The sequence below is a fragment of the Pseudomonas sp. VI4.1 genome (assembly GCF_002029345.1).
GTDB lineage: Bacteria > Pseudomonadota > Gammaproteobacteria > Pseudomonadales > Pseudomonadaceae > Aquipseudomonas.
In genome coordinates this window covers 26,900-50,012 of sequence record NZ_MULM01000136.1, presented here as the reverse complement: position 1 = coordinate 50,012, position 23,113 = coordinate 26,900, and the positions used below count along the sequence as shown (strand labels likewise).

General features: G+C 59.3%; 18 protein-coding genes and 1 tRNA gene. 7 read left to right on the top strand and 12 right to left on the bottom strand.

The genetic code is table 11. The annotated features are described in order from the left end of the window. Nucleotides 1-96 precede the first annotated feature (96 nt). On the bottom strand, nucleotides 97-2,112 hold the full coding sequence (uvrB, locus tag BZ163_RS11155; RefSeq protein ID WP_128870956.1) for an excinuclease ABC subunit UvrB: 2,016 nt from the start codon (nucleotides 2,110-2,112) through the stop codon (nucleotides 97-99). Nucleotides 2,113-2,451: 339 nt separating this feature from the next. On the opposite strand from uvrB, the gene BZ163_RS11150 reads away from it, so the two are divergent. Together BZ163_RS11150 and BZ163_RS11145 are read left to right on the top strand one after the other, a co-directional pair. Further along, a complete protein-coding gene (locus BZ163_RS11150) occupies nucleotides 2,452-3,648 on the top strand; it encodes an amino acid aminotransferase (protein WP_128870955.1) in 1,197 nt (398 codons plus the stop codon). Between the two features lie 363 nt (nucleotides 3,649-4,011). Continuing rightward, entirely contained in the window at nucleotides 4,012-4,221 is a 210-nt protein-coding gene (locus tag BZ163_RS11145) for a hypothetical protein (protein WP_128870954.1), read from the top strand. Here BZ163_RS11145 and BZ163_RS11140 read toward each other — a convergent pair. Continuing rightward, entirely contained in the window at nucleotides 4,218-4,448 is a 231-nt protein-coding gene (locus BZ163_RS11140; protein WP_008007186.1) for a hypothetical protein, read from the bottom strand. The genes BZ163_RS11145 and BZ163_RS11140 overlap by 4 nt on opposite strands. Nucleotides 4,449-4,675: 227 nt before the next feature. Between BZ163_RS11140 and BZ163_RS11135 the strand changes: the two genes are divergently transcribed. The 4 genes from BZ163_RS11135 to BZ163_RS11115 all read left to right on the top strand — a co-directional run bounded on the left by BZ163_RS11135 (nucleotide 4,676) and on the right by BZ163_RS11115 (nucleotide 8,477). Continuing rightward, nucleotides 4,676-4,751, top strand: a tRNA-Asn gene (locus tag BZ163_RS11135). Between the two features lie 173 nt (nucleotides 4,752-4,924). Next, nucleotides 4,925-6,250: an integrase arm-type DNA-binding domain-containing protein gene (locus BZ163_RS11130; protein ID WP_128870953.1), complete on the top strand. Its 1,326-nt coding sequence runs from the start codon at nucleotides 4,925-4,927 to the stop codon at nucleotides 6,248-6,250. A 911-nt stretch (nucleotides 6,251-7,161) separates the two neighbouring features. Further along, complete coding sequence (locus tag BZ163_RS11120) at nucleotides 7,162-8,142, top strand: integrase domain-containing protein (protein ID WP_128870952.1); 981 nt, start codon at nucleotides 7,162-7,164, stop codon at nucleotides 8,140-8,142. After that, nucleotides 8,139-8,477 carry a hypothetical protein gene (locus tag BZ163_RS11115; protein ID WP_128870951.1) on the top strand — a complete coding sequence of 113 codons (339 nt, stop codon included), beginning with the start codon at nucleotides 8,139-8,141 and terminating at the stop codon, nucleotides 8,475-8,477. Before BZ163_RS11120 ends, BZ163_RS11115 begins: the two co-directional genes overlap by 4 nt. Nucleotides 8,478-8,911: 434 nt before the next feature. Here BZ163_RS11115 and BZ163_RS11110 read toward each other — a convergent pair whose 3' ends face one another. The 8 genes from BZ163_RS11110 to BZ163_RS11075 all read right to left on the bottom strand — a co-directional run bounded on the left by BZ163_RS11110 (nucleotide 8,912) and on the right by BZ163_RS11075 (nucleotide 19,985). Next, nucleotides 8,912-10,237, bottom strand: a complete 1,326-nt coding sequence (locus BZ163_RS11110; protein WP_128870950.1) for an OprD family porin — start codon at nucleotides 10,235-10,237, stop codon at nucleotides 8,912-8,914. 128 nt (nucleotides 10,238-10,365) lie between these two features. Further along, nucleotides 10,366-11,547 (bottom strand): acyl-CoA dehydrogenase, encoded by a 1,182-nt coding sequence (locus BZ163_RS11105; RefSeq protein WP_128870949.1) that lies wholly within the window; start codon nucleotides 11,545-11,547, stop codon nucleotides 10,366-10,368. A 37-nt stretch (nucleotides 11,548-11,584) separates the two neighbouring features. After that, entirely contained in the window at nucleotides 11,585-12,790 is a 1,206-nt protein-coding gene (locus BZ163_RS11100) for a 3-oxoadipyl-CoA thiolase (protein ID WP_128870948.1), read from the bottom strand. Between the two features lie 34 nt (nucleotides 12,791-12,824). Next, nucleotides 12,825-14,357, bottom strand: coding sequence for a 3-hydroxyacyl-CoA dehydrogenase (locus tag BZ163_RS11095; protein WP_128870947.1), 1,533 nt, complete (start codon nucleotides 14,355-14,357; stop codon nucleotides 12,825-12,827). Then, complete coding sequence (locus BZ163_RS11090; RefSeq protein WP_128870946.1) at nucleotides 14,354-15,148, bottom strand: enoyl-CoA hydratase; 795 nt, start codon at nucleotides 15,146-15,148, stop codon at nucleotides 14,354-14,356. Before BZ163_RS11090 ends, BZ163_RS11095 begins: the two co-directional genes overlap by 4 nt. 86 nt (nucleotides 15,149-15,234) lie before the next feature. Then, nucleotides 15,235-16,686: an MFS transporter gene (locus BZ163_RS11085; RefSeq protein ID WP_256578984.1), complete on the bottom strand. Its 1,452-nt coding sequence runs from the start codon at nucleotides 16,684-16,686 to the stop codon at nucleotides 15,235-15,237. A gap of 139 nt (nucleotides 16,687-16,825) precedes the next feature. Further along, entirely contained in the window at nucleotides 16,826-17,992 is a 1,167-nt protein-coding gene (locus BZ163_RS11080; protein WP_218190504.1) for a CaiB/BaiF CoA-transferase family protein, read from the bottom strand. Nucleotides 17,993-18,206: 214 nt separating this feature from the next. Beyond that, nucleotides 18,207-19,985 carry an acyl-CoA dehydrogenase family protein gene (locus tag BZ163_RS11075; RefSeq protein WP_128870945.1) on the bottom strand — a complete coding sequence of 593 codons (1,779 nt, stop codon included), beginning with the start codon at nucleotides 19,983-19,985 and terminating at the stop codon, nucleotides 18,207-18,209. 135 nt (nucleotides 19,986-20,120) lie between these two features. On the opposite strand from BZ163_RS11075, the gene BZ163_RS11070 reads away from it, so the two are divergent. Next, nucleotides 20,121-21,029: a LysR substrate-binding domain-containing protein gene (locus BZ163_RS11070; RefSeq protein WP_128870944.1), complete on the top strand. Its 909-nt coding sequence runs from the start codon at nucleotides 20,121-20,123 to the stop codon at nucleotides 21,027-21,029. Between the two features lie 2 nt (nucleotides 21,030-21,031). Here BZ163_RS11070 and BZ163_RS11065 read toward each other — a convergent pair whose 3' ends face one another. Both BZ163_RS11065 and BZ163_RS11060 read right to left on the bottom strand, forming a co-directional pair. Further along, complete coding sequence (locus BZ163_RS11065) at nucleotides 21,032-21,850, bottom strand: acetoacetate decarboxylase family protein (protein ID WP_128870943.1); 819 nt, start codon at nucleotides 21,848-21,850, stop codon at nucleotides 21,032-21,034. A 150-nt stretch (nucleotides 21,851-22,000) separates the two neighbouring features. Then, entirely contained in the window at nucleotides 22,001-22,783 is a 783-nt protein-coding gene (locus BZ163_RS11060) for a glutathione S-transferase family protein (protein WP_128870942.1), read from the bottom strand. Between the last annotated feature and the right edge of the window lie 330 nt (nucleotides 22,784-23,113).

Sequence of the window (23,113 nt, the reverse complement as noted above, 5' to 3'; positions counted from 1 at the left end):
CACAGGGATTGAAGGTGTTCAAACCCTATGTGTCCACCACAAACCACTGTGGGAGCGGGCTTGCCCGCGAAGAGGCCCTCACATTCACCGCACATCTCAAACCGTAATCAACCGCTCCCGCAACTTGCTGATTTCATCACGCATCTGCGCCGCCGCTTCGAACTCCAGGTCGCGGGCGAGTTGGTACATCTTCTCTTCCAGGGCCTTGATGCGCTTGGCGATTTCGCCCGGCGAGCGCAGTTCGGCTTCGTACCTGGCACTTTCCTCGGCGGCCTTGGCCATGCCCTTGCGCTTCTTGCTGCGCGAACCCGGCACGGTGGCGCCTTCCATGATGTCGGCCACGTCCTTGAACACACCCTTGGGCGTGATGCCGTTGGCCAGGTTGAACGCGATCTGCTTGTCGCGACGCCGATCGGTCTCGCCGATCGCCCGCTCCATGGACCCGGTGATCCGATCCGCATACAGAATCGCCCGGCCATTGAGATTGCGCGCCGCGCGGCCGATGGTCTGGATCAGCGAGCGCTCGGAACGCAGGAAGCCTTCCTTGTCCGCATCGAGAATCGCCACCAGCGAGACTTCCGGCATGTCCAGGCCTTCACGCAGCAGGTTGATCCCCACCAGCACATCGAAGGTGCCAAGGCGCAGATCGCGGATGATCTCGACCCGCTCCACGGTGTCGATGTCCGAGTGCAGGTATCGCACGCGCACGCCGTGGTCGGCCAGGTAATCGGTCAAGTCTTCGGACATGCGCTTGGTCAGCGTGGTCACCAGCACCCGCTCTTCCAGCGCCACGCGCTTGGAGATTTCCGAGAGCAGATCGTCGACCTGGGTCAGCGCCGGACGGATTTCGATTTGCGGGTCCACCAGTCCCGTCGGCCGGACCAACTGCTCGACCACGCGACCGGCATGTTCCGCCTCATAATTGCCCGGCGTCGCCGAGACAAAAATCGTCTGCGGGCTGATGTGTTCGAATTCGTCGAACCGCATCGGCCGGTTATCCAGCGCCGACGGCAGGCGGAAACCGTATTCCACCAGGGTTTCCTTGCGCGAGCGGTCGCCCTTATACATCGCGCCGACCTGCGGCACGCTGACGTGGGATTCGTCGATCACCAGCAAGGCATCCGCCGGCAGGTAGTCGAACAAGGTCGGCGGCGCCTGGCCGGATTCACGGCCCGACAGGTAGCGCGAGTAGTTTTCGATGCCGTTGCAGTAACCCAGCTCGAGGATCATCTCCAGGTCGAAACGGGTGCGCTGCTCCAGGCGCTGGGCCTCCACCAGCTTGTTGTTGGACCGCAGGTAGTCCAGCCGCTCCTGCAGCTCGACCTTGATCCCTTCCACGGCACCCAGCAGGGTTTCCCGCGGCGTCACGTAGTGGCTTTTCGGGTAGAAGGTGAACCGCGGCAGCTTGCGGATCACTTCGCCGGTCAGCGGATCGAAGGCTGACAGGCTCTCGACTTCGTCGTCGAACAACTCGATGCGGATCGCTTCGAAATCCGATTCCGCCGGGTGGATATCGATGACATCGCCGCGCACCCGGAAGGTCGCGCGGGCGAACTCCATATCGTTGCGGGTGTATTGCAGGTCGGCGAGCCGGCGCAGCAGCGCACGCTGATCGAGTTTGTCGCCACGATCCACATGCAGCACCATCTTCAAATAGGTTTCCGGGCTACCCAGACCGTAGATGCACGACACCGTGGTGACGATGATCGCATCCTTTCGCTCGAGCAGCGCCTTGGTGGCGGACAGACGCATCTGCTCGATGTGGTCGTTGATCGAAGCATCTTTCTCGATGAAGGTGTCCGAGGACGGTACGTAGGCTTCGGGCTGGTAGTAGTCGTAGTACGAAACGAAGTATTCCACCGCGTTGTTCGGGAAGAACGCCTTGAATTCGCCGTACAACTGCGCGGCCAGGGTCTTGTTCGGCGCCAGCACCAGGGTCGGACGCTGCACCTGGGCGATGACGTTGGCGATGCTGAAGGTCTTGCCCGAGCCGGTCACACCCAGCAACGTCTGGTGCGCCAGCCCGGCTTCGATGCCCTCGACCATCAGGCGGATGGCTTCCGGCTGATCGCCGGCGGGCTCGAAGCGGGTGACTAGCTGGAATTCAGACATACAAAACCTCTGGGTTCGCGCCTGGCCGGGCAAACCGGACAGCAACGAAAAAGACCGCAAACGACCGATGTCGCCCGAGGAAAAAACTGGGATTGTGCTCAATGTGGCGCCGATTGCCCGCGCTTTCAAGGCAAACGTCCTACAACCCTTGAAGTCTTTGACGCAAGCAATCGACGATCGATCGAAAAATATTCGGCAAAACCTACGTCAAAAGCCGAAATGCCTGTCGCGTTACATCAGTGATGGCCTCTATACTAGCTCCCCGTTTGTGCACCGCTCTAGTGCATTCGGCTGGAGCGCGACACGTCCCTCCACTCTCCATTCAGAGCCGCCGCAAAAATGAGCCTGTTCTCCGCTGTCGAAATGGCACCACGCGATCCAATCCTGGGCCTCAACGAAGCATTCAACGCCGATACCCGTACCAACAAGGTCAACCTGGGGGTCGGTGTTTATTGCAACGAGGAGGGGCGAATTCCACTCCTGCGCGCCGTTGTCGAAGCCGAGACGATTCGCGTCGCTCAACATGCTTCCCGTGGCTACTTGCCGATCGACGGCATCGCAGCCTATGACCAGGCCGTACAGAAACTGCTGTTCGGCAATGACTCGCCGCTGATCGCTGCCGGCCGCGTCATCACCACCCAGGCCATCGGCGGTACTGGCGCCCTGAAAATCGGTGCCGACTTCCTCAAGCAACTGCTGCCGAACGCCGTCGTGGCAATCAGCGACCCGAGCTGGGAAAACCACCGCGCGCTGTTCGAAACCGCCGGCTTCCCGGTGCAGAACTACCGCTACTACGACGCCGCGACCCACGACGTCAACCGTGCCGGCCTGCTGGAAGACCTGAACGCCCTGCCGTCCGGTTCGATCATTGTGCTGCATGCCTGCTGCCATAACCCGACCGGCGTCGACCTGAGCCCGGCGGACTGGAACAACGTGCTGGAGGTGGTGAAAGCCAAGGGCCACGTGCCGTTCCTCGACATGGCCTACCAGGGCTTTGGCGATGGCATCGACGAAGACGCGGCTGCCGTGCGCCTGTTCGCCGAATCGGGCCTGACCTTCTTCGTCTCCAGCTCGTTCTCCAAATCGTTCTCGTTGTACGGCGAGCGCGTGGGCGCCCTGTCGATCGTCAGCGAATCGAGAGAAGAAAGCGCCCGCGTGCTGTCGCAGGTCAAACGCGTGATCCGCACCAACTACTCCAACCCGCCGACCCACGGTGCCAGCATTGTCGCCGCCGTACTGAACAGCCCGCAATTGCGCGCGCAGTGGGAAGAAGAACTGGCCGAAATGCGCCTGCGGATTCGCGGCATGCGCACCCAGATGGTCGACCTGCTGGCCAAGAAAGCGCCCCAGCGTGATTTCAGCTTCGTCGGTCGCCAGCGCGGCATGTTCTCCTACTCCGGCCTGACCGTCGAGCAAGTGACCCGCCTGCGCAACGAGTTCGGCATCTACGCCCTGGATACTGGCCGTATCTGCGTCGCGGCATTGAACCAGAGCAACATCGACGTGGTGACGGATGCGATCGTTCAGGTGATTTGAATCAGCTTGGCGATGTGAAACGGGAAGCCTTCGGGCTTCCCGTTTTTATTTGGCCCAGATAATTTTCAACCCGCCAGGCAAGCGCTCTAGACTGCACACATCTGCCCTTCGTAGGAGCTGGCTTGCCAGCGAAAGCGGCCTCAAGCCATGCATCGCCCATGAAGATGCCTTCGCCGGCAAGCCGGCTCCTACACAGGGATTTGGCATTGACCACAATCCATCTGCACACAGATGATCCCTGTAGGAGCTGGCTTGCCAGCGAAAGCGGCCTCAAGCCATGCATCGCCCATGAAGACGCCTTCGCCGGCAAGCCGGGCTCCTACAGGGTTTTATGTATACCCGAGCATTTTGATGAGAACCCACATGAAAAACGATGACCTACGCGCTGAGCGCGATGACCTGGATGACCTGGATGCCTTCGTCCCGCGCACCCCGGCCAAACGCGGGAACAACCTGGTGATGCAAGTGGCCGCTGGCGTCTTCCTCGGCGGCCTGGCCTTGTGGCTGGTGCAACTGGCCGCGACGATGCTGTACGCCAAACTGATGCTCGGCACCCTGACCTTCGGCGGTTAAGCCAGTTCGGTGGCTCGCTGGCTGGCGGCATCGTCATAGGCCACATACAGCGATTCGGCGACCTGGCTTTTGATCGCCTTGGTGCTTTCCAGGCCGAGGACAAAGCCTTCGGCCTTGCCACCGGCGCGGTTCAATTCGTCAGCGGTGCTGGCCTGGGTGATCGCGTCGAACAACTTCTCCGCGTGCGGGCCGACCCCTTTGGGCAGGCTGATCTGAGCGATGCTCATGCAAGCACCTCGTGGTGGCGAGGCGTGAGGACTGGGTGATTCATGGCGCGTACCTTTTCGGCGAATGGCCGGCAGCGCGTGTAACCACTTCCGGGCCGCCATGGTAGACCTCCGGGGCCATTCTGGTAACCGTCAATGACCGATAAACCACCGTCCGTCCCGTCGAAACCGTCCGATCGCCAACAGATGCTTGACTTCTCTTTTTGAATCAGTAACATACACGGCATTCCGCGATAGCTCAGTTGGTAGAGCAAGTGACTGTTAATCACTGGGTCCCTGGTTCGAGTCCAGGTCGTGGAGCCATACAAGGCTCCAGAGAAGGCTTCCAAAATCTCTGAACCCCCCGAAAAACCCGCCTTCTGGCGGGTTTTTTCGTTTTGGCGTTCTGTCGGATTCTGATGAATTCTGGTGGATACCAACCGTTTTAAGGATAGAGTTTGGGGTAGAAGGTCAGTTCGATAAAAGGGAGTACCCTTATGTCGCGCACCACTGCTCCACTCTCCGATTCCGCTTGCCGTTCGGCCAAGCCCACAGACCGCGCCTACAAGCTTTTCGACGGCGACGGCCTTTACCTTCTAGTCCAACCCAATGGCCGCAAAGGCTGGCGTCTCAGATACGTCAAACCTGATGGCCGGGAAGGACTGACCTCATTCGGCAACTACCCCATCGTTGGTCTCGCCGATGCGCGCCGCAAACGCTTGGAGGTCAAGCGAATGCTGGCGGATGGCATTGATCCCATCGGAGCCAAGACCCAAGCCAAGACTCAAGCCCTGATCAAAGGCCGCACCTTTGAAAGCGTTGCCCTCGGCTGGCACACGGAAATGTCAGCCAAGTGGACACCAGACTATGCCAAGATAGTGATGAGTCGCCTCAAAACCCACCTCTTCCCGCTGATCGGCGCCCGCGCCATTGTCGACCTCGACACCCACGACCTTATGCGCCCCTTGGAAGTGATCAAGAGGCGCGGAACGATAGACGTTGCTTTAAGGGTACAAAACTACCTGCAGAGCATCATGCGCGAGGCAAAGCGCCTCCGGCTCATCACCGTAAACCCTGCTTACGACCTCGAAGGCTCGATCAAAGCCCCGAGAGTCGTCCACCGCCCTGCTTTACCCTTATCGAGCCTGCCTGAGTTGCAGGAACGGATCGCCACCTATAAAAAAGGCCGCGCACTTACCCGGCTGACGGTCTTGCTGTCACTGCACGTGTTTGTACGTTCCAGCGAGCTGCGCTTCGCACGCTGGAACGAGTTCGACCTCAAGCGTGGCGTCTGGGAAATACCCGACACGCGCCCAGCGCTGGAAGGCGTCCCCTTTTCCACAAGAGGTACGAAGATGGCAGGCGATATCCATCTTGTACCCTTATCGCCGCAAGCGGTCGCCCTGCTAGAGCAGATCCACGCAATCACAGGCAGATTTGACTTGGTCTTCGCAGGCGACACCAACTCCTGGAAACCGATGTCCGAAAACACTGTGAACAGCGCGCTTCGCAAGATGGGGTACGACACCAAAACCGAAATCTGTGGGCATGGCTTTCGTTCGATGGCCTGCAGCGCATTGATCGAGTCGGGCTTGTGGACGGACACAGCCATCGAGCGGCAGATGAGCCACAAGGAACGCAACAGCGTCCGAGCGGCCTACATCCACAAGGCCGAGTTCATCGAGGAGCGCAGGCTGATCATGAACTGGTGGAGTCGGTACCTTGAGGCTAATCAGCAGGAGCATGTCAGCCCACGCGAATTCGCCAATCAAGCGGGTGCGAACGTCTCTCGACTAAAAGCAAAACATGGCGCAACCGAGTAAGCGATCGGTCTTCATATTTCGGTGATCCGCCTGTCCACGCAGGCCCATCCAAACAGGGCTGCAAAGCCGCCCTGCTTGGATGGACCTCACTTAAAAATATTAAAGCCCCCCCGCAATCGTCTTTTGGAAACCACGGACTTACATAGACGGCTAATGTCATTTTGAGCCGCGGAATTCTCGGAAATTCGAGCCTTGACCCTGCGGATCCGTGGGCGTAGAAAAGACCGTGCAAGCGCTGTCATTGACAGCAACCCAGGTAGCCAGAACCTTTAAGGCTACGCCACTGCGTGGTGGTTCTCCCCCAAGTGCGATTAGCGTCCGGCGGCTCGCACAGTCACAGCAATGTGATGGATGCCAACTTCTCAGCTTTGCCTACTGCGGCAAAATCCACCCCAACCCGGCTGTTCTGCAGCAACCTATCCGCATGGCCATTTCACTGCGCCAACCTGCGTCCGTCTCTTTCTTCCGGAAAGAGACGGACGCTCCTACCGCTGCTGCAGCCCAACTCGTACAAGGCTTTGCGGCATTTCCCCTCGTGACAATCGGCGTGACAAACACCGAAGGCACCAGCAACAGCGATGCAGATGATGGTGCCGCAGCCCATGGAATGGACTGCACCTGACTGACAGTCAGGCATACCCCGGTCATCACATCACTGCCTTCACCTGACTCAGGATCTCGCGGCGCTGGTCTCGTCAGCCAGTGCAGCCTCCACCCGCCCACTTCTTCGGAAGTGCTCAGGAGGTCAGATCATGAGATGCCCAAGCTCCCGGTCGTAAAGAGCCGCCAGTCCTGCGTTAGTGGACAACCCTCACAGGTCGCAGGGGCCTTGATCCCTGATAACACTCAACATTCGTGGCGGGATGACGTGGGGAAGGTTTTACAGGTTTGGCTTCGAGCGGAGTTTGATCATGGCATTAGTAGGTAGACGTAGCGGGCGAAATTTTGGTTATGGGCGGCAGCTGAGCTACGCCGGGCCGCAAGCGCTGAAAGATCTATTTGGCAGCGGGCGTTACGGCACGGTCAAAGCGCACAGTGATCGCTGGCAGGCGTTTGTACGCTGGTGTCGCTCGGAGGATGGACCAGGCTTTAATGATGCGCGACAAATTGATCGGCGGACCTTGCTGGCTTACGCCGGACATCTGCGTCAACAAGTTGAGCAAGGGGCTATCGGCATCGCCACCGCGCAAAACCGGTTGTCCAGTGTGAATCGGACCATGGCCGCGCTTCGCGGTGATCCGTATGTGAAGGTCGTGAGTCCGAGCAAGGCATTGCGAATGCGGCGCACCAGTGTTCGCACTGTGGCGCCGCAAGGCCAAGACCGCGAGCAAGTGAAGCGGATCGTAGAGGGGCTTTGCGAACATCAGTACCCGCGCGCCGCCGCCATTGCGCAGTTGGCGCGAGCCACCGGTATGCGCCTACGCGAAGCCATTTTGGCCGACCTTCCGCGCCTCAAGCGTGAGGCTGAACACTACGGCAAGATCAATATCCAGGACGGCACCAAAGGTGGCCGCTCCGGCGCGTCAGCACCTCGCTGGATCAGGGTAGATGAGCATATTCGCGACGCGCTGAGGTTTGCCGAACAGGTCTCGCCCGACGGTAACCGCAACCTCCTGGCACCAAACGAGAGCTACCTCGACTTTCAACGGGAAATCGTCCGCCCCGCCCGGGACATCCTCCATCAGCACAACCTCAACGGCTTCCACGAACTGCGCGCGGCTTATGCGTGCGAACGCTACGAGCACGTCACCGGCTATCTCGCGCCTATCAACGGTGGCAGTTGCTACCAGCTCGACCAACACATCGATCAAGAGGCTCGAGCACGAATCAGCTATGAACTGGGGCACGGCCGGATCGACGTGGTGTCGGCTTACATTGGTGGTCGAGCATGAACAGGCCATTCGATATGGAGCTGTTCCTGGAGGGCATCCTGACCGGGTCGTATACCACGCGCCAACGCCACCTTCGTCAGGCGAAGGCCATCCAAACAGCAATCGCTGATCGCTGGCAACGCGACAATCCATGGACTTGGCAACAAAAGCATCTCGCATGGTTCCTAAATCACCATGTGAACCAGCACGCTGAATCGACACGCTATTACTATCTGCTGACCGTGCACTTGCTTGCTCATCGCCTAGGAAAGTTCTGGCAGTTCAACCGCCATGCGAGGGTCAGCAACCGGCCGGCTGTGTTGAAGGCAGCCCCAAGGGCTTCCGCCAGGCTGTAGAGGGACGCAAGGGATGCTCGCAAAAAATTACTTGGCGCACCGATGACAATGGCTTGTTCCACCAGATATCCCAGGCGTTGGTGCGGAAAACCTCTTCAATCTTGAGCATATCAAGCAGTTGCAGGAAAAAGCTTTCGTTGAGCAGGTAGGGTGAAGCCAGGGAACCGAAGAACGGATCGCTCCAGTTGCCGCTGGCGAAGCGTCGATCATTAAAGCTAAATGGCTGCCCGGTCAGTAGCTGTGACCGAGCGCAGTCCACTGCCGGTAATAATCGACTTGAAGGCGATCGAGATCCTCGTCCGGCAATACGTTCGCTTTATTCATAAAGCTCATGACTTGTACGTTGGCTGGCTAAACCTTCGTGCTCTACCCGAAAACAGTGCCGCGAGCGCGAGAAAAAGACCTGTGCAAACACACTGTTTTAAACGTGGAGGTCAGAACAGTGCCAGGGTGTAACTGACAATCAGGCGATTCTGGTCTTGAGCGGGAGCAAGCTGCGAGCGCAATGAGGCGTTACGCCAACCCAGGCCTACCCCTTTGAACAGGCCATCCTGGATGACGTAGTCCAACGCAAAGTCGCGCTCCCACTCCCTCTGCTCCGCACTGGAGGTGGTCTTGATACCATCGCCTTTGAGATAGATCATCGACGCGCGCAGGCCCGGGACTCCCAATGCGACGAAATCATAGGCGTACTGACCGAACCAGGTGCGCTCGCCAGCACGGTTGAAGCTGGTGAGCATGCGGTCGGTGAACAGGTAGAGGCCTCCGCCAGCGGCACCTTTGTCTGGCAAGGAGCCCTGATTGAGCTGAACGAAGTTGCTGCCATCGGAAACCCGTTGGTAGCCGCCCGTGAGTGCATGGCCGCCGAGGCTATAGGTGAACATCGCGCTCCAGGTACGGTTGTCGATTTCGCCGGACTGATCGTGGGTGTAGCCACTGGCGCGGTAACCGTCGGCACGGCCGCTGACGCCGCCGTTGGCACCACTGGAATCAGTGTCAAAATAGCGCAGATCGGTCTTGATCGACTGCCCCTCGCTCAGGGCGAATGTATGTTGCAAACCCAAGAACTGCTGGGTGTAGTAGTCCTCAAGGTTGGCCGCATAGTATTGAACGAGCAGGTCCTTGGTGACTTTGTAATCGGCTCCGGCGAACACAAACTCATTACTCTCGCGGGTCCCGCCCGTGACCGCCAGACCGGTACGGTCAGTGGAAGCCCGTCCTGTGGCATGTTCCAGGCGGCCCGCGGTCAGCGTCAGGTTGTCGGTGGCATTGCTGGTGAGTTGTGCCCCCTCGAATGTCTGCGGCAGCAGGCGACTGTCACTGGACACCAGGATCGGCAGTTTGGGCGTCAATGTACCCAGGCGTGCCTCGGTCTTCCCCAGTCGTACCTTACCGGTCAGGCCCAGGCGGCTCCACTGGTCGGCGGCACCCGTGCCGTCATCGGGGATCATGCTGCTGCCGCGATGATTGCCAGCACCACCGTCCAGCTTCACACCCTGTAGAGCCATGGCATCCACGCCAAAACCGAGGATCCCGGCCGTGAAGCCCGAGGTGTAATTAAGCATGAACCCTTGGGCCCATTCCGCGGTTTTGCTCTGTCCGGCCGGGCCGGGTTGATCGCGGAAGTCACTGTTGAAGTACAGGTTGCGCAAGGCCAGATTGGCATGACTGTCCTTGATGAAGTCTGCGTGCGCGTCCTGGCCGACGGCGCTGGCCAAGGTACCCAGCGCCAGGCATTTCAAGGTTGAAGGTTTTTTCATGGCAAAGGTTCCCCATGGGCGCTTGCACGCCCTTTTTTATTGTTTGTTCAAGGGTGTTGTTGCCGTGCGGCGGGCGGATGCCCGCTCACACGTTCAAACGCGGGTTGAAAAACCGTCTTGAGCGATGATTAGAAAAACGCCTGAATACCGGTCTGCGCACGACCGAGGATCAGCGCATGCACGTCGTGGGTCCCTTCGTAAGTGTTGACCACTTCCAGGTTGACCAGATGACGGGCCACGCCGAATTCATCGCTGATGCCGTTGCCACCCAACATGTCGCGCGCCAGCCGCGCAATATCCAGCGACTTGCCGCAGCTGTTGCGCTTCATGATCGAGGTGATTTCTACCGCCGCGCTGCCTTCGTCTTTCATCCGTCCCAGGCGCAGGCAGCCTTGCAGGGCCAGCGTAATCTCGGTCTGCATATCCGCCAGCTTCTTCTGGATCAATTGGCTGGCCGCCAGCGGGCGACCAAACTGATTGCGATCCAGCACGTACTGGCGCGCGGTGTGCCAGCAGTCTTCGGCGGCACCCAACGCACCCCAGGCAATGCCGTAGCGTGCCGAGTTCAGGCAAGTGAACGGACCGCGCAGGCCACGTACGTCCGGGAAGGCGTTCTCTTCAGGGCAAAACACATTGTCCATGACGATTTCACCGGTAATCGACGCACGCAGGCCGACTTTGCCGTGAATCACTGGCGCACTCAGACCCTGCCAGCCCTTCTCCAGGACAAAGCCGCGAATCTGCCCTTCATCGTCCTTGGCCCAGACCACGAACACGTCAGCGATCGGACTGTTGGTGATCCACATCTTGCTGCCCGTCAGACGGTAGCCGCCGTCGACTTTTCTCGCCCGGGTGATCATCGAGCCCGGGTCAGAGCCATGGTTCGGCTCGGTCAGGCCGAAGCAGCCGATGTAATGACCGCTGGCCAGCTTCGGCAGGTACTTCTGCCGGGTGGCTTCGTTGCCGAACTCATTGATCGGCACCATGACCAGGGAGGACTGCACGCTCATCATCGAGCGATAGCCAGAGTCGACGCGCTCGACCTCCCGGGCAATCAGGCCATAGCACACAGCGTTCAGGCCGCTGCCACCGTAAGCTTCGGGAATGGTGGCGCCAAGCAGGCCGGTTTCGCCCATCTCGCGAAAGATCGCCGGGTCGGTCTGCTCGTGACGGAAGGCTTCCAGTACCCGCGGTGCCAGCTTGTCGGCGGCGAACTGCTGGGCACTGTCGCGCACCATGCGCTCTTCTACGCTGAGTTGTTGATCCAGGAGCAGCGGGTCGATCCAGTTGAAGCTTGCCTTGTTGGCCATGGGTATTTCTCCGAATTCGCAGGGGGGAGTGTTTTGGTCAATCGAGGCGTTCGATCACGCAGGCCACGCCCTGGCCCAGGCCAATGCACAAACTGACCAAGGCGTAGCGACCCTTGCTGCGTTCCAGCTGACGCACTGCGCTGTAGGCCAGGCGAGCACCGGAGGCACCGAGTGGGTGACCGACGGCAATGGCCCCACCGTTGGGGTTCAGGCGCGGATCATCGAAGGCCAGGCCAAGCTGTTTCGCACAGCCCAGCACTTGCGCGGCAAACGCCTCGTTGATTTCGATCAGGTCCATGTCGGCCAGGCTCAGGCCGGCGCGTTGCAAGGCCTTGGTGCAGGCAGGCACCGGGCCAAGGCCCATCAGGCGCGGCTCGACACCGGCCACGGCGCCCGCGAGGATTCGTGCGCGAGGCTTGACGCCGTACTGCTCACCGACGGCGCGTGAGCCAATCAGCAGCGCCGCAGCACCGTCGTTGATCCCTGAAGCGTTGCCAGCCGTGACCACACCGTCTGCAAACAGTGGGCGCAGACGCGACAGCGCTTCGAAGGTGCTTTCCGGACGCGGATGCTCGTCGCACTCGACAATTTTCGGCGGCTGCTTGCGTCCCTGCGGCACCTCGATCGGCAAGATTTCACCGGCATGGAAACCGTCCTGCACCGCTGCTTCGAACAGCGCCTGGCTGCGGGCGGCATAGGTGTCGGCGTCTTCGCGGCTGATACCCAGCTCACGGGCGACGTTGTCGGCCGTCTCCGGCATCGAATCGGCACCGAATTCAGACTCAACCCTGGGGTTGGGGAAGCGTGCACCGATGCTGCTGTCGAAGACTCGGAAGTCGCGGGAATAGGCGGTTTCCGCCTTGGCGACCACGAAAGGCGCACGGCTCATGCTCTCGGCACCGCCAGCAATGAACAGCTCGCCTTCACCAACCTGCACGGCGCGGGCAGCATCCAGCACCGCGGCCAGGCCGGAGCCGCACAGGCGGTTGACGGTCAAACCGGCAACGGCCGTTGGCAGGCCTGCCAGCAGGGCAACGTGACGCGCCAGGTTGCGCGCATCTTCACCGGCCTGGCTGGTGCAACCGGCGATCAGGTCTTCATAGTCCTGCGCGGCAAACGGGTTACGCGCCACCAAGGCACGGACCACGCTGGCCAGCAGATCATCCGGACGCACGCTGGCCAAGGTGCCGCCATGGCGGCCGAAGGGGGAACGCAGGCCATCGTAGATATAGGCATCGGACATGATAAAGCTCTCGGTAAATTAGGGTTGAGTCGACTCAGGCCGGCAGCAGGTTTTCGGGCTGGCACAGGGACATGCCCAGGCGCGCCCGTCGGCGTAGCCAGCCGCTGGGGCGGTAACGCGGGTCGCCGGTGAGGTCATGCATGCGTTGCAGGATCTGCAGCAGGCGCGCAGCGCCCAACTGGTCGCCCCACGCCAGCGGCCCCTGCGGATAACCCAGGCCCAGGCGCACCGCCATGTCGATGTCGGCGACCGAGGCGATGCCCTGCTGCGCGATATCGCAGGCCAGGTTGACGATCGAGGCCAGGGTGCGCTGGACGATGAAACCGCAGCTGTCACGGATCATCGCCACCGTGCCGCCATCGGCGCTGAACAGCGCATGGGCGGCATTCTGCATGTCCATCCGGGTCGCCGGGCTGACCATCAGGCAACGCAGGCTATCGAGTTCCAGCAAGGTATCGATCGCCACGGTGCGCGCGGGGTCTGTGCCGTGCCGCAGGGCCGATTCGGCGCTGTCGTCACCCAGCGAGGCCAGCACACACAAGGCTTCGGCGGACGGCCGCGGGCCGCGCTCGATCTCGGCGCCCAAGTGCTCAAGCAAGGCCAACAGGCGCGCCTTGCCAATGTCATCATCGGCCGCTACCCAGACAGAAGGCAGCTGCGGACATTGCGGCACGGGCTGGACCCAGCGCGGCGCGGCGCCCTTCCCTTCGTACCGATAAAACCCCTGGCCGCTCTTGCGCCCCAGGTGCCCGCCGGCTTGCATCAGGCTCAGCAGCGGATGGGGCCGGTAACGGGGCTCTTCATAGAACTGCCGATACACCGACTCCATCACCGGCAGGCTGACATCCAGGCCGATCAGGTCCAGCAATTCAAACGGCCCCATGCGAAAGCCCGCACCGTCGCGCAGTACCGCGTCAATCAGCGCCACCGGCGCGACGCCCTCACTGAGCATGCGCAACGCCTCGGTGCCGAAGGCTCGACCGGCGTGGTTGACGATAAAACCCGGGGAATCCTTGGAGATGGCCGGATAATGACCGACGCGTTTGACCAGGGCCTGCAGTTGCTCGATGACGTCCGGCCGGGTCGCGATACCGCCGATCACTTCGACCAGGCGCATCAGCGGTACCGGGTTGAAAAAATGCAGCCCGGCCACGCGTTCAGGGTGCTTGCAGACGGAGGCGATCGCGGTGATCGACAGGGACGAGGTATTGCTCGCCAGCACGGTCGTTGCGTCGAGCAACTCATCCAGTTGCCGGAACAGGCCCTGCTTGACCTCGAGGTTCTCGACGATCGCCTCGATCACCAATTGGCAGCCAGCCAGGGCTTGCAGGCTATCGACCACCTGCAAATGCTCCAGCGCGTCGCTGGCCGCTTGCGGGGTGATCCGCGCCTTCTCCTGCAACTTGGCGAAGGTCGCCGCCAGCTGCTCTCGCGCGGAGCTCGCCGCGCCTTCGCGAGCATCGAACAGTAAGACGTTCAAGCCGGCCTGGGCCATGATCTGGGCGATGCCCTGCCCCATGGCGCCCGTCCCGACGACACCGATGCGTTGCAACGAGTGTGGATTCATCGACCGATGTACTCCGGTTGGCGTTTTTGCAGAAAGGCCTGCATGCCCTCTTTTTGATCGCTGGAAGCAAACAGCAGCTGGAAGGCCTTGCGTTCCAGGACCAGCGCCTGTTCCAGCGGCAGATCCATGCCGGCGAGTACCACCTCCTTGATCTGCGCCACGGCGATCGGCGGCATAGCGGCGATGGCAACGGCCATTGCCAGGGCCGACGCCAGGGTCTCGGCGTCCGCCACCACCTCGCTGACCAGGCCCATGCGCAGCGCCTCTTCGGCCGTCACCTGGCAGCCGGTGAACAGCATGCGCAGCGCCTGGAACTTGCCCACGGCACGCACCAGCCGCTGAGTGCCACCGGCACCCGGCATGACCCCGACCTTGACTTCCGGTTGGGCGAAACGTGCTGAGGTGCCGGCAATGATCAAGTCGCAATGCATCGCCAGCTCGCAGCCACCGCCCAAGGCGAAGCCGTTGACCGCGGCGATCACCGGTTTGCTGCACGCGGAAATGGCTTGCCAATGACGCTCGGCATGCCGGGCATACACGTCCATCACCGTGGCGTCGACCAACTCGCCGAGGTCTGCGCCGGCGGCAAATACCGTGTCGCTGCCGGTGAGAATGATGACGCGGGTATCAGGGCACTCATCAAGGCGCCGAAAGTGTCCGGCCAATTCCTCACGCAACGCCATGTTCAGCGCATTGCGCGCCTTGGGGCGATTAATCCGCAGCAGCGCCACGCCCGGCGCGGGCTGCTCCAGCTGGATCAGGGGTTCAAGACAAACGGGGTCAAAGCTCATGGGCTCTCCTGCTTCGCTTTATTGCTCTGGGCTGGCTGTTCAAATAAATGACTTGGCCAGCCGCTTACCTATCGTGAGCGTTAATGTCAGAACGAGGAGGAGGTGTTCGGCGCAAGCGCTGTGCGAACAGTCGGTCCAGTGCCCAAGAGACCCGATGAACTTTGATCCTCTCTTTTCTCATCCGCATGAGATGGGTTCAGGTTTTCTCTGGCGAACTCATCGGCATCCGCCTGTTCTGCGGTAGAGAGATCCGAGGCCGTATGGCCGATACGCTTGAGCAGCAGGAGCATGCACACCAGGGAAACCAGGGCATAGGACGCGGAAGCGATCGCCACGCCGATGATGCTGCCGGTGGAGTTGAGAATGCCTTGGGCCAATATCGGTGTCGCGCCGCCGACCAGCAACGAACAGAGCTGGTAGGAGATCGATAAGCCGCTATAGCGCACCTTGGTCGGGAAAGCGCGTGCCAGGATGCCGCCCACGGCGCCGTGAAACATTGAGTGCGGAATAGTGGCCAGACACATGCCGAGCACCGCGATCCAGTAGACCTTGGTTTCCACGGCGAAGAACATTGCCGGCATGAGAATCAGCTCCGGAATGATCATCATGGCGACGGCCTTGCGCATGTCGATTTTCGTGGCCAGCAATGCGCCGAAGGGCTGGACAATGAACTGCACGACCAGGGCGATAACAAGCATGCTGAGGAAGGTGCTTTGGGCGTAACCCAACTCTTTAGTGGCCCAGGACAGCGCAAAGGTATTCTTGAAGTAAGTGACATGGATGATCGGCAATACACCGGCACTGAGCAGCACAATTTTCCAATGGTCGCGCAGCACTTCTACAATCGGCAGCTTGACGGTTTTCTTCTGCTTCATGAGACGCTTCATGTCGTCCGACTCTTCAAGCTTGAGGCGAATGACCATGCCGACGATCACCAGGGCTGCGGACAGCAGGAACGGAATGCGCCAGCCCCACAGCATGAAGTCCGCTACCGGCAGGGCGCTCAGCCCGAAGAACACCAGGGTCGCGAGCAGGTTACCGGAGGGAGAGCCTTGCTGGGCGAAGGCGGCGTACATGATGCCCTTGCCCTTGGGCGCGTTTTCGCTGGCGATGAGAACGGCGCCACCCCATTCGCCACCGACGGCGATACCCTGGATCATGCGCAGGACCACCAGGGCAATCGGGGCCCAAATACCTATCTGCAGATAAGTGGGCAGCAGGCCGATGCAGGTGGTGGCCACCCCCATCATGACCAGCGTGATCACCAGAGTGGTCTTGCGGCCGATTTTGTCGCCCAGGTGCCCGAAGATGATCCCGCCTATTGGTCGTGCGACAAACCCGGCCCACAGTGTGAGGAAGGACAGCATGGTGGCGGTGCCTGGCGGAAGGTCGGCAGGAAAAAACACCTTGCCGAAGACCAGTGCCGCAGCAATGCCATAAACATAGAAGTCATACCACTCTATTGTCGTTCCGATGAATGAGGCGATTCCCGCTTTGCGGGCTTTTTTATGGGCAGCAACTTCTTGGGGGGCATTCATATTTAATACCTGCTTGTTATTATTTGTATAAAACTTACTAATACCCGTTACAACAACTCCATGGGCTACTGAACAGAACAATCAAGCACGGGATTGCACTGCGCACCACGGTAACCAGAACGTCGACCGCACTACTTCATCAATCAGCATCCCAGGTAAAATTACTGTCACTGTTCTGTGCTGGCGCCGCATGGCGCAAAGTCGCCGGGGTACGCCCAAAACGTACAGTTGGCGCAAGGGTGACTATTTCACCTTCAGTGGGGTGTTGCTCGTTGCGGAATAGCCCCGTCGCCGCAAGATGGGGGTCCTCCAACAAATCTTCCAGCGTCGCAATCCGGGAGTGGGGAATATCTTCTCCCGCCAGTACTTCAAGCCAGTCAGCGGTCCTGCGCGTTTCCACAATGGCCGAAAGCTCGGCATAAAGAGCGTCGTAATGCTTCGTCCGTGCCATTGCAGTCGCAAACCGAGCATCGCTTGCCAGGTCATCTCGTCCAGCACAGGAGAAAAACCGTTGCCATTGGCCATCGGTATACGGCAGTAGTGCGATGAAACCGTCCGCTGTGCGATAGGGGCGTCGGTCGGGGGCCAGCACTCGCGGATACCCCATCGGAGCTATAGGCGGGCGAAACGTGTGGCCGCCCAAGTGTTCGACCAACACAAAGGAGGAAAGCGTTTCAAACATAGGTACTTCGATCGCCTGCCCTTTGCCGGAATGTTCACGCTCATACAGTGCCATTGGGATGGCATAGGCCAGTGTCAAACCTGCCACTTTGTCTGCCATGATCGTTTTTACATAGCGTGGCGTACCATCGTCACGGCCTTGCAGCGACGCAAGTCCACACATGGCTTGAATGATATCGTCAAAAGCCGGGCGTCCTGCATACGGGCCGTCTTGCCCAAATCCCACTGCAGCACAATAGATGAGGCGCGGGTTGCGCTCCAGCAGGCTATCGGAGTCAAGTCCAAGCCGTGTCAATGCTTGAGGACGGATATTGGAAACGAACACATCGGCACCATCGATCAACGCAAGTAACCGAGCGCGGTCATCAGCCTGTTTTACGTCAAGTGTAATACTGCGCTTGTTTCGATTCAGGTTGAGAAAAACAGCCGACATACCTTCGGACTTTATCGGTGCTGGATGTCGGAAAATGTCGCCTTCAGGCGCTTCAACCTTGATTACTTCAGCGCCCATATCGCCCAGAATTTGCGTGGCATATGGCCCCATGCCTACCGAGGTCATATCGACAATGCGCACTCCGGTCATCGGGCCATGTGAGTGCATCCTTTGTTTCGTATCATGTTGCATTTCAATGCTCCTATCACAATATGCCGATTCAAAAGTTATGCCATGTAACGCGCTGGCAAGTTTCTTCCGACTCATTGAAACGCGATCGATAAACCAGGGCGTTCGATATTCTGCGGGCGTACCGCATGGGTATCGAACTGTTGCGCCCTGAAAACTCCGGAACTTCAGCACAAACTAAATAGAAGGGTCGTTTTAATGGACGACACGCCTGGCGTCAGGCTTGAACCAAACGCTCTGCTACCTCTAGAGAAACCGGCGACTCGGAGAGGAGAAGCGTGATCGCCTCCTCTTCCCAGGCTGCAGCGGACAGGCTTGACGCCGCTCGCTGCTGTAGGCGGTGTTCGAGCACGAAGCGCGACAAGAGCAGTCGCCGCGCGTCCCCACCGACTACCCCGAGCTGTCGCCCCTCTGTCGCGAGTAGCGTTGCGGTGGTTACATGATAAAGTTGGCTCGCTGCTTCCCGGATGAAACGCTCATGTTCGGGCGCACCAGCGACCTCCTCGGCAAAGCGGATTGCCTGCTCCACCGCACTGGAAAGATTTTTCCGGAACTCGCCCGGCAACGAGGCTTCTTCTATTCGTCGCGCCAGATCTTCGCGCAGTGCTTCATGCGCCCGTTTCTTGGCAACTGCGCGCTGTATAGCGTCCAGCGCATTGATGTTGCTGGTTCCCTCCCAGATCAATCCCAGATGCGCGTCCCGGACCAGCCGGGCGTTCGGCCAGTCCTCAATGTAGCCGTTGCCGCCGCGAGCCTCCATGGCGCCTGTCGCCACCGGTACGTTGTCCCGGCAAGCGCGGTACTTGAATATCGGTGTCAGGAGCCTCAGCAGATTTGTTGCCTGCTCAGAAGAGTCTCCTGAGACAGACGCCGCGTAGAGCATCGCCGAAAGCGCCTGTTCTGTCGGGACCATCAACTTCATCAATTGTCTGCGCATCAGCGGATGGTCGATCACGGTACGGCCAAAGGCGTTGCGATGCCGCACAGCGACCAATGCCTCGTTCAGACAGCGCCGCATCATCCCTGCGGCTCGCGTCAAATGCGAAATGCGCGAGGAGTTCACCATGACCAACATCTGTTTCAAGCCTTGGTCGAGATCGCCAAGGCAATAGGCCAAAGCACCTTCAAAGACGATCTCGCCGCTTGCCATGGATTTACTGCCCAGCTTGTCTTTCAGCCGGCGAATGCGATAGCCGTTGCGGGTCCCGTCTTCCAGGACTTTCGGCATCAGGAAAAGCCCGAGGCCTCGGCTGCCCTCTGCTCCACCTTCGGGGCGTGCCAGCAAGACAGCAAGATCGGCGTCGACGTTGGAGCAAAACCATTTCTCCCCCCAGAGCCGCCAGTGACTGCCTTCACGCACAGCAATGAGGTCCGATCGTCCGATGTCCGACCCGCCGGCCTTTTCGGTCATGAACTGGGAGCATTTCAACAGCTGACTCGTGTCCTGCGACCAGAGCTTGTCGAGGTAGCGCGACTTGAGTTCCTCTGTTCCAAAGCGATGCACCAGGTCCGAGGAGCTGTCAGTAAGGTTGACCGGACAAAGCAGGCCGAACTCCGCCTGGCTGAAGAGATAATGAAAAGCGTACTTGGCAATGGCGGGCATCTTCTCGGGCCAGCCCAGTACGCCCGGACGATTGGTCATGGCATGCATGCCAAAACGGCCGTACGCGAGCTCTTCCATTTCACGGTAGGCCGGGTGAAATTCGAGCCACTCCTCATCGCGCCCCAGTCGGTCGCGATGGTGCAACTCAGGCTCGTGGCGGTTTGCGGTATCCGCCAGCTCCCCGAGACGGCCGCCGGATAGCTGACCAAGCTCTGAAAGGTGCGGCTCCAGATGGGTTAGCAGCGATGCGTCCATATAAAGTGGCAGAAGGCTGCGCATTCCGTGATCAATGTCATAAAAGTTCAGACCACGGCAATCGGGAGCAAGGTCGCGGGAGCGCGACGCGGTCGCGGCGCGGGTGACGCGTAATGCATGTTGGGCAACTTCATTCATATGGGTTCCTCCGCTAGTGTCTTCTTATTAGCCGGCGCCTGTTACTGAAGCGGTCCTGGCACCCCAAAGATATGCTTTACAAAAACGCAGCAACAAACGATTTAAATGCCTACCTAATTGAGTAATACTCAACACATGACCAAACGCAGCCTTCCCCCCCTCAATGCCCTGCGCGCTTTTGAAGCCGCTGCGCGCCACCATTCCATGACCCGGGCGGCGGATGAATTGTCCGTAACACCTGGTGCCATAAGCCGCCAAGTGCGCGAACTCGAAGACAATATGAAGGTGCCCTTGTTTCTTCGACGGGCGAAAGGGCTCGAGCTCACCGACGTCGGTGCGACGCTGGCAGAAGAGCTCGCTGAAATATTCGACCGTATTGCCGAGGCCACGCGAGGAGTGCGCCTACGTCGCCCGAGACGCCTGTCGGTGGGCGTCTATGGCTATTTCACATCGAGCTATCTATTGCCTCGCTGGAGTGCATTGCAAGAGCGCTTGCCGCAGATCAAGATTGATCTACACACCAGCCGTAATCCGCTTGATCTCATTCCCTCCCGCTATGACGCCGTCATCGCGGTCTCGGACGGCACCCCAAAAACAGGACTGGTAACCCATCGGCTGATACCCATCTCTACTGTGCCCGTCTGCGCGCCAGAACTTCTGGTCGATGGTTCGCCCGATTTCGCAAAAGTGCAGCTATTACATGCCAGGCCTCGCCCGGACGACTGGCGGCGCTGGCTGGATCATGCGGGATTCCGGTCAGTCTCGGCAGAAGGAGGAAGCAGCTTCGAGAGCACCGGTCTCGCCATTGAGGCCGCTATACAGGGCCTCGGCTTTACTATGGCAATCGAGGCGCTCATACGTCCGGAGATCCAGCGGGGTACGCTGGTTATTGCCCATCCAAAGATTCGTCCCACGAAAAGGTGGTTCGTGCTCCAGCACCTGTCCCGTCTTAATGACGATCCCGAACTTCGGGCTTTTACGGAGTGGTTATTGAAACAGATAGATGACGATAACCTGGCGCAGGATTGGCCTCAGCGGACTTGAGTTCAATAAAACCTGATTTGATCCGACATACTTTTACCTCCTACAGTCGAATAAACTCCAGCCTGGAGGTATTCATATTTAGGGAGGCATGCCAAATGGATAATACACTCATGCTGAGTCGGCATATCCTCCCAAGTAGGAGCGAATAAGGATAACGACGCGTCGGCCGTGAAACTTTCGTGCACCGTCGCATGGCTTCCGCCCACGGGAGTCATAGTGACATAGTCGATATCCGCCTCTCCCCATTGCTCGGTAGCCGGTATGTATTTCCGATGCAGCACCGGCATTGTTGCCAACGCGACAGCATTGGAATTGTTGATATCCGCAAGGGTAAGTTCCAGAAATTTAAATCCCATCCATTCAGCGCAGCAGACAATCTTCCCATCACTTTTTTCCGGAGGCGGTAGATCAGCAAATAATTTGCTCCAACCTAATTCCTCGCGACCGCTTATGATCGGTTCTGCCATGTTTTCCCAGGCGACCGGCTGAAAGAATCCGTCAATTACCGTGTTGCCATATTTGAATCGAACAGGAATTCGGACCGTCAACATGTTGTAGCCCCGTCCCGCGAGCCAGTCTATCTCGGTCATATAGCTAAACTCGAAGGTCACCGTCGGCTCACCGCGTAGAGTGAAACCTTCAGGAAGTATCTGCTCCAGCAAACCACCGTCGGTCCTGAATGTGACATAGGCGCAGAATTTCTCCGGGCTTTTTGTCGGGTCAAAGACGACACCTTCTGGAGCTTGACGTGGACCGACTGCAGGTCCAAACCCCGTTGGCATTCTATAGATCGGCCGTTTTCCCGATTTCCGTTCAGACATCACTCATTCCTCACTGGGTTTCACTGCGCCCTTTACCATCGTTTCTACTGCATCCTTCTCACCTGCTGCCGTATCTTTCCTTGATCGCCTGTATGGCGTGCAATTCTCAGCGTGTGAGACAGCGCGGGAAAGAACGGGAGTGCAGATGCCTCACCCCAGCGGCCAAGTGAAGCGAATATTGCCCTTGGCCAACCCGTCGAGCACGATCTGAACGCCGCCCGATTTCATCATCCATTCCAGGCGATGGTCCCGGTATTCACGATTGACCGAGCCCGAAGCCAATCGCTCGGCGGCGCTCGCCATGCCCGAAGCAACGGCATCGGCCTCGGCGAACGTCGCCGCCACCGAAGGCCGTTGGCGCGCCCGTTCGAGCCAGTGAGTCAGTGGCGAGTTGGCCGGTGTGCCCAGGCCATTGATAAACGAGCGATTTAGATAAGGCGCCACACTGATGTCGGCCCATCCGAAGGTCTCACCGCCGAACCACAGCCGATCACCGAGTTTGGCCGCCAGCCAGGCCTGCAACTCGGAGGTCTGTCGTGCGGCGGCATCTGTCATCGCCGCCGCCAGGTCGCCCTCGGCGCGCTTGTACCAGCGAACCTCGCTCACGCCCCAGTTCACCGCTTCGTACAAAGTGTCGCAAACATCCTCGATCATGCGGGCCTCGGCACGCGCGACCGGATCACGCGGCAGCAGCGGCGACGCCGGGAAACGGTCTTCGAGGTACTCAAGAATGATGGTCGAATCGAAAATGCGCGCCTCCCCGTCTATCAGGGTCGGCACCTCTTTGCGTGGACTGGCCGCGGCAAAGACGCCGGTGGCGGTGCCAAGGCCCTGCCCCACAGGTGTCTCAACCTGAAAGTCGAGGCCCTTCTCGCGTAGCGCGATCTTGACCTTCTGGGCATAGGACGACAGCGGGTGTTCGTAGAGCAGCATGGGGAAGGATTCCTTGGGGTCTGTAGCGTGATAACAAAGATGACGGCGATGCGTACGTTTTTACTGCACAGAGAACAAAATCTCGCGCGACAACTTATATGTATAATTTGTAGGAGCTATTGATACTTACATGAGAATAATAGGGTCGCTTGTAGCTCGTTAAAAATCCGCCGCAGATCCGAATGGATCGTTATCGCAAATGTGCTTTGATATGCCCGGCTCGAGCACTCAGCATCAAGGAAAATTATTTCACGACTATTGATTCCGAACTAAAAAAACGGGGCGCTTGTGGCGCACCGTTACTGGAATCGTTCAGTCAAAATGCGCAGG

Excerpts from the sequence above, each read along its gene's own strand:
- uvrB (WP_128870956.1), bottom strand. The coding sequence starts at position 2,112 with ATGTCTGAATTCCAGCTAGTCACCCGCTTCGAGCCCGCCGGCGATCAG.
- BZ163_RS11150 (WP_128870955.1), top strand. The coding sequence starts at position 2,452 with ATGAGCCTGTTCTCCGCTGTCGAAATGGCACCACGCGATCCAATCCTG.
- BZ163_RS11145 (WP_128870954.1), top strand. The coding sequence starts at position 4,012 with ATGAAAAACGATGACCTACGCGCTGAGCGCGATGACCTGGATGACCTG.
- BZ163_RS11140 (WP_008007186.1), bottom strand. The coding sequence starts at position 4,448 with ATGAGCATCGCTCAGATCAGCCTGCCCAAAGGGGTCGGCCCGCACGCG.
- BZ163_RS11130 (WP_128870953.1), top strand. The coding sequence starts at position 4,925 with ATGTCGCGCACCACTGCTCCACTCTCCGATTCCGCTTGCCGTTCGGCC.
- BZ163_RS11120 (WP_128870952.1), top strand. The coding sequence starts at position 7,162 with ATGGCATTAGTAGGTAGACGTAGCGGGCGAAATTTTGGTTATGGGCGG.
- BZ163_RS11115 (WP_128870951.1), top strand. The coding sequence starts at position 8,139 with ATGAACAGGCCATTCGATATGGAGCTGTTCCTGGAGGGCATCCTGACC.
- BZ163_RS11110 (WP_128870950.1), bottom strand. The coding sequence starts at position 10,237 with ATGAAAAAACCTTCAACCTTGAAATGCCTGGCGCTGGGTACCTTGGCC.
- BZ163_RS11105 (WP_128870949.1), bottom strand. The coding sequence starts at position 11,547 with ATGGCCAACAAGGCAAGCTTCAACTGGATCGACCCGCTGCTCCTGGAT.
- BZ163_RS11100 (WP_128870948.1), bottom strand. The coding sequence starts at position 12,790 with ATGTCCGATGCCTATATCTACGATGGCCTGCGTTCCCCCTTCGGCCGC.
- BZ163_RS11095 (WP_128870947.1), bottom strand. The coding sequence starts at position 14,357 with ATGAATCCACACTCGTTGCAACGCATCGGTGTCGTCGGGACGGGCGCC.
- BZ163_RS11090 (WP_128870946.1), bottom strand. The coding sequence starts at position 15,148 with ATGAGCTTTGACCCCGTTTGTCTTGAACCCCTGATCCAGCTGGAGCAG.
- BZ163_RS11085 (WP_256578984.1), bottom strand. The coding sequence starts at position 16,686 with ATGAATGCCCCCCAAGAAGTTGCTGCCCATAAAAAAGCCCGCAAAGCG.
- BZ163_RS11080 (WP_218190504.1), bottom strand. The coding sequence starts at position 17,992 with ATGCAACATGATACGAAACAAAGGATGCACTCACATGGCCCGATGACC.
- BZ163_RS11075 (WP_128870945.1), bottom strand. The coding sequence starts at position 19,985 with ATGAATGAAGTTGCCCAACATGCATTACGCGTCACCCGCGCCGCGACC.
- BZ163_RS11070 (WP_128870944.1), top strand. The coding sequence starts at position 20,121 with ATGACCAAACGCAGCCTTCCCCCCCTCAATGCCCTGCGCGCTTTTGAA.
- BZ163_RS11065 (WP_128870943.1), bottom strand. The coding sequence starts at position 21,850 with ATGTCTGAACGGAAATCGGGAAAACGGCCGATCTATAGAATGCCAACG.
- BZ163_RS11060 (WP_128870942.1), bottom strand. The coding sequence starts at position 22,783 with ATGCTGCTCTACGAACACCCGCTGTCGTCCTATGCCCAGAAGGTCAAG.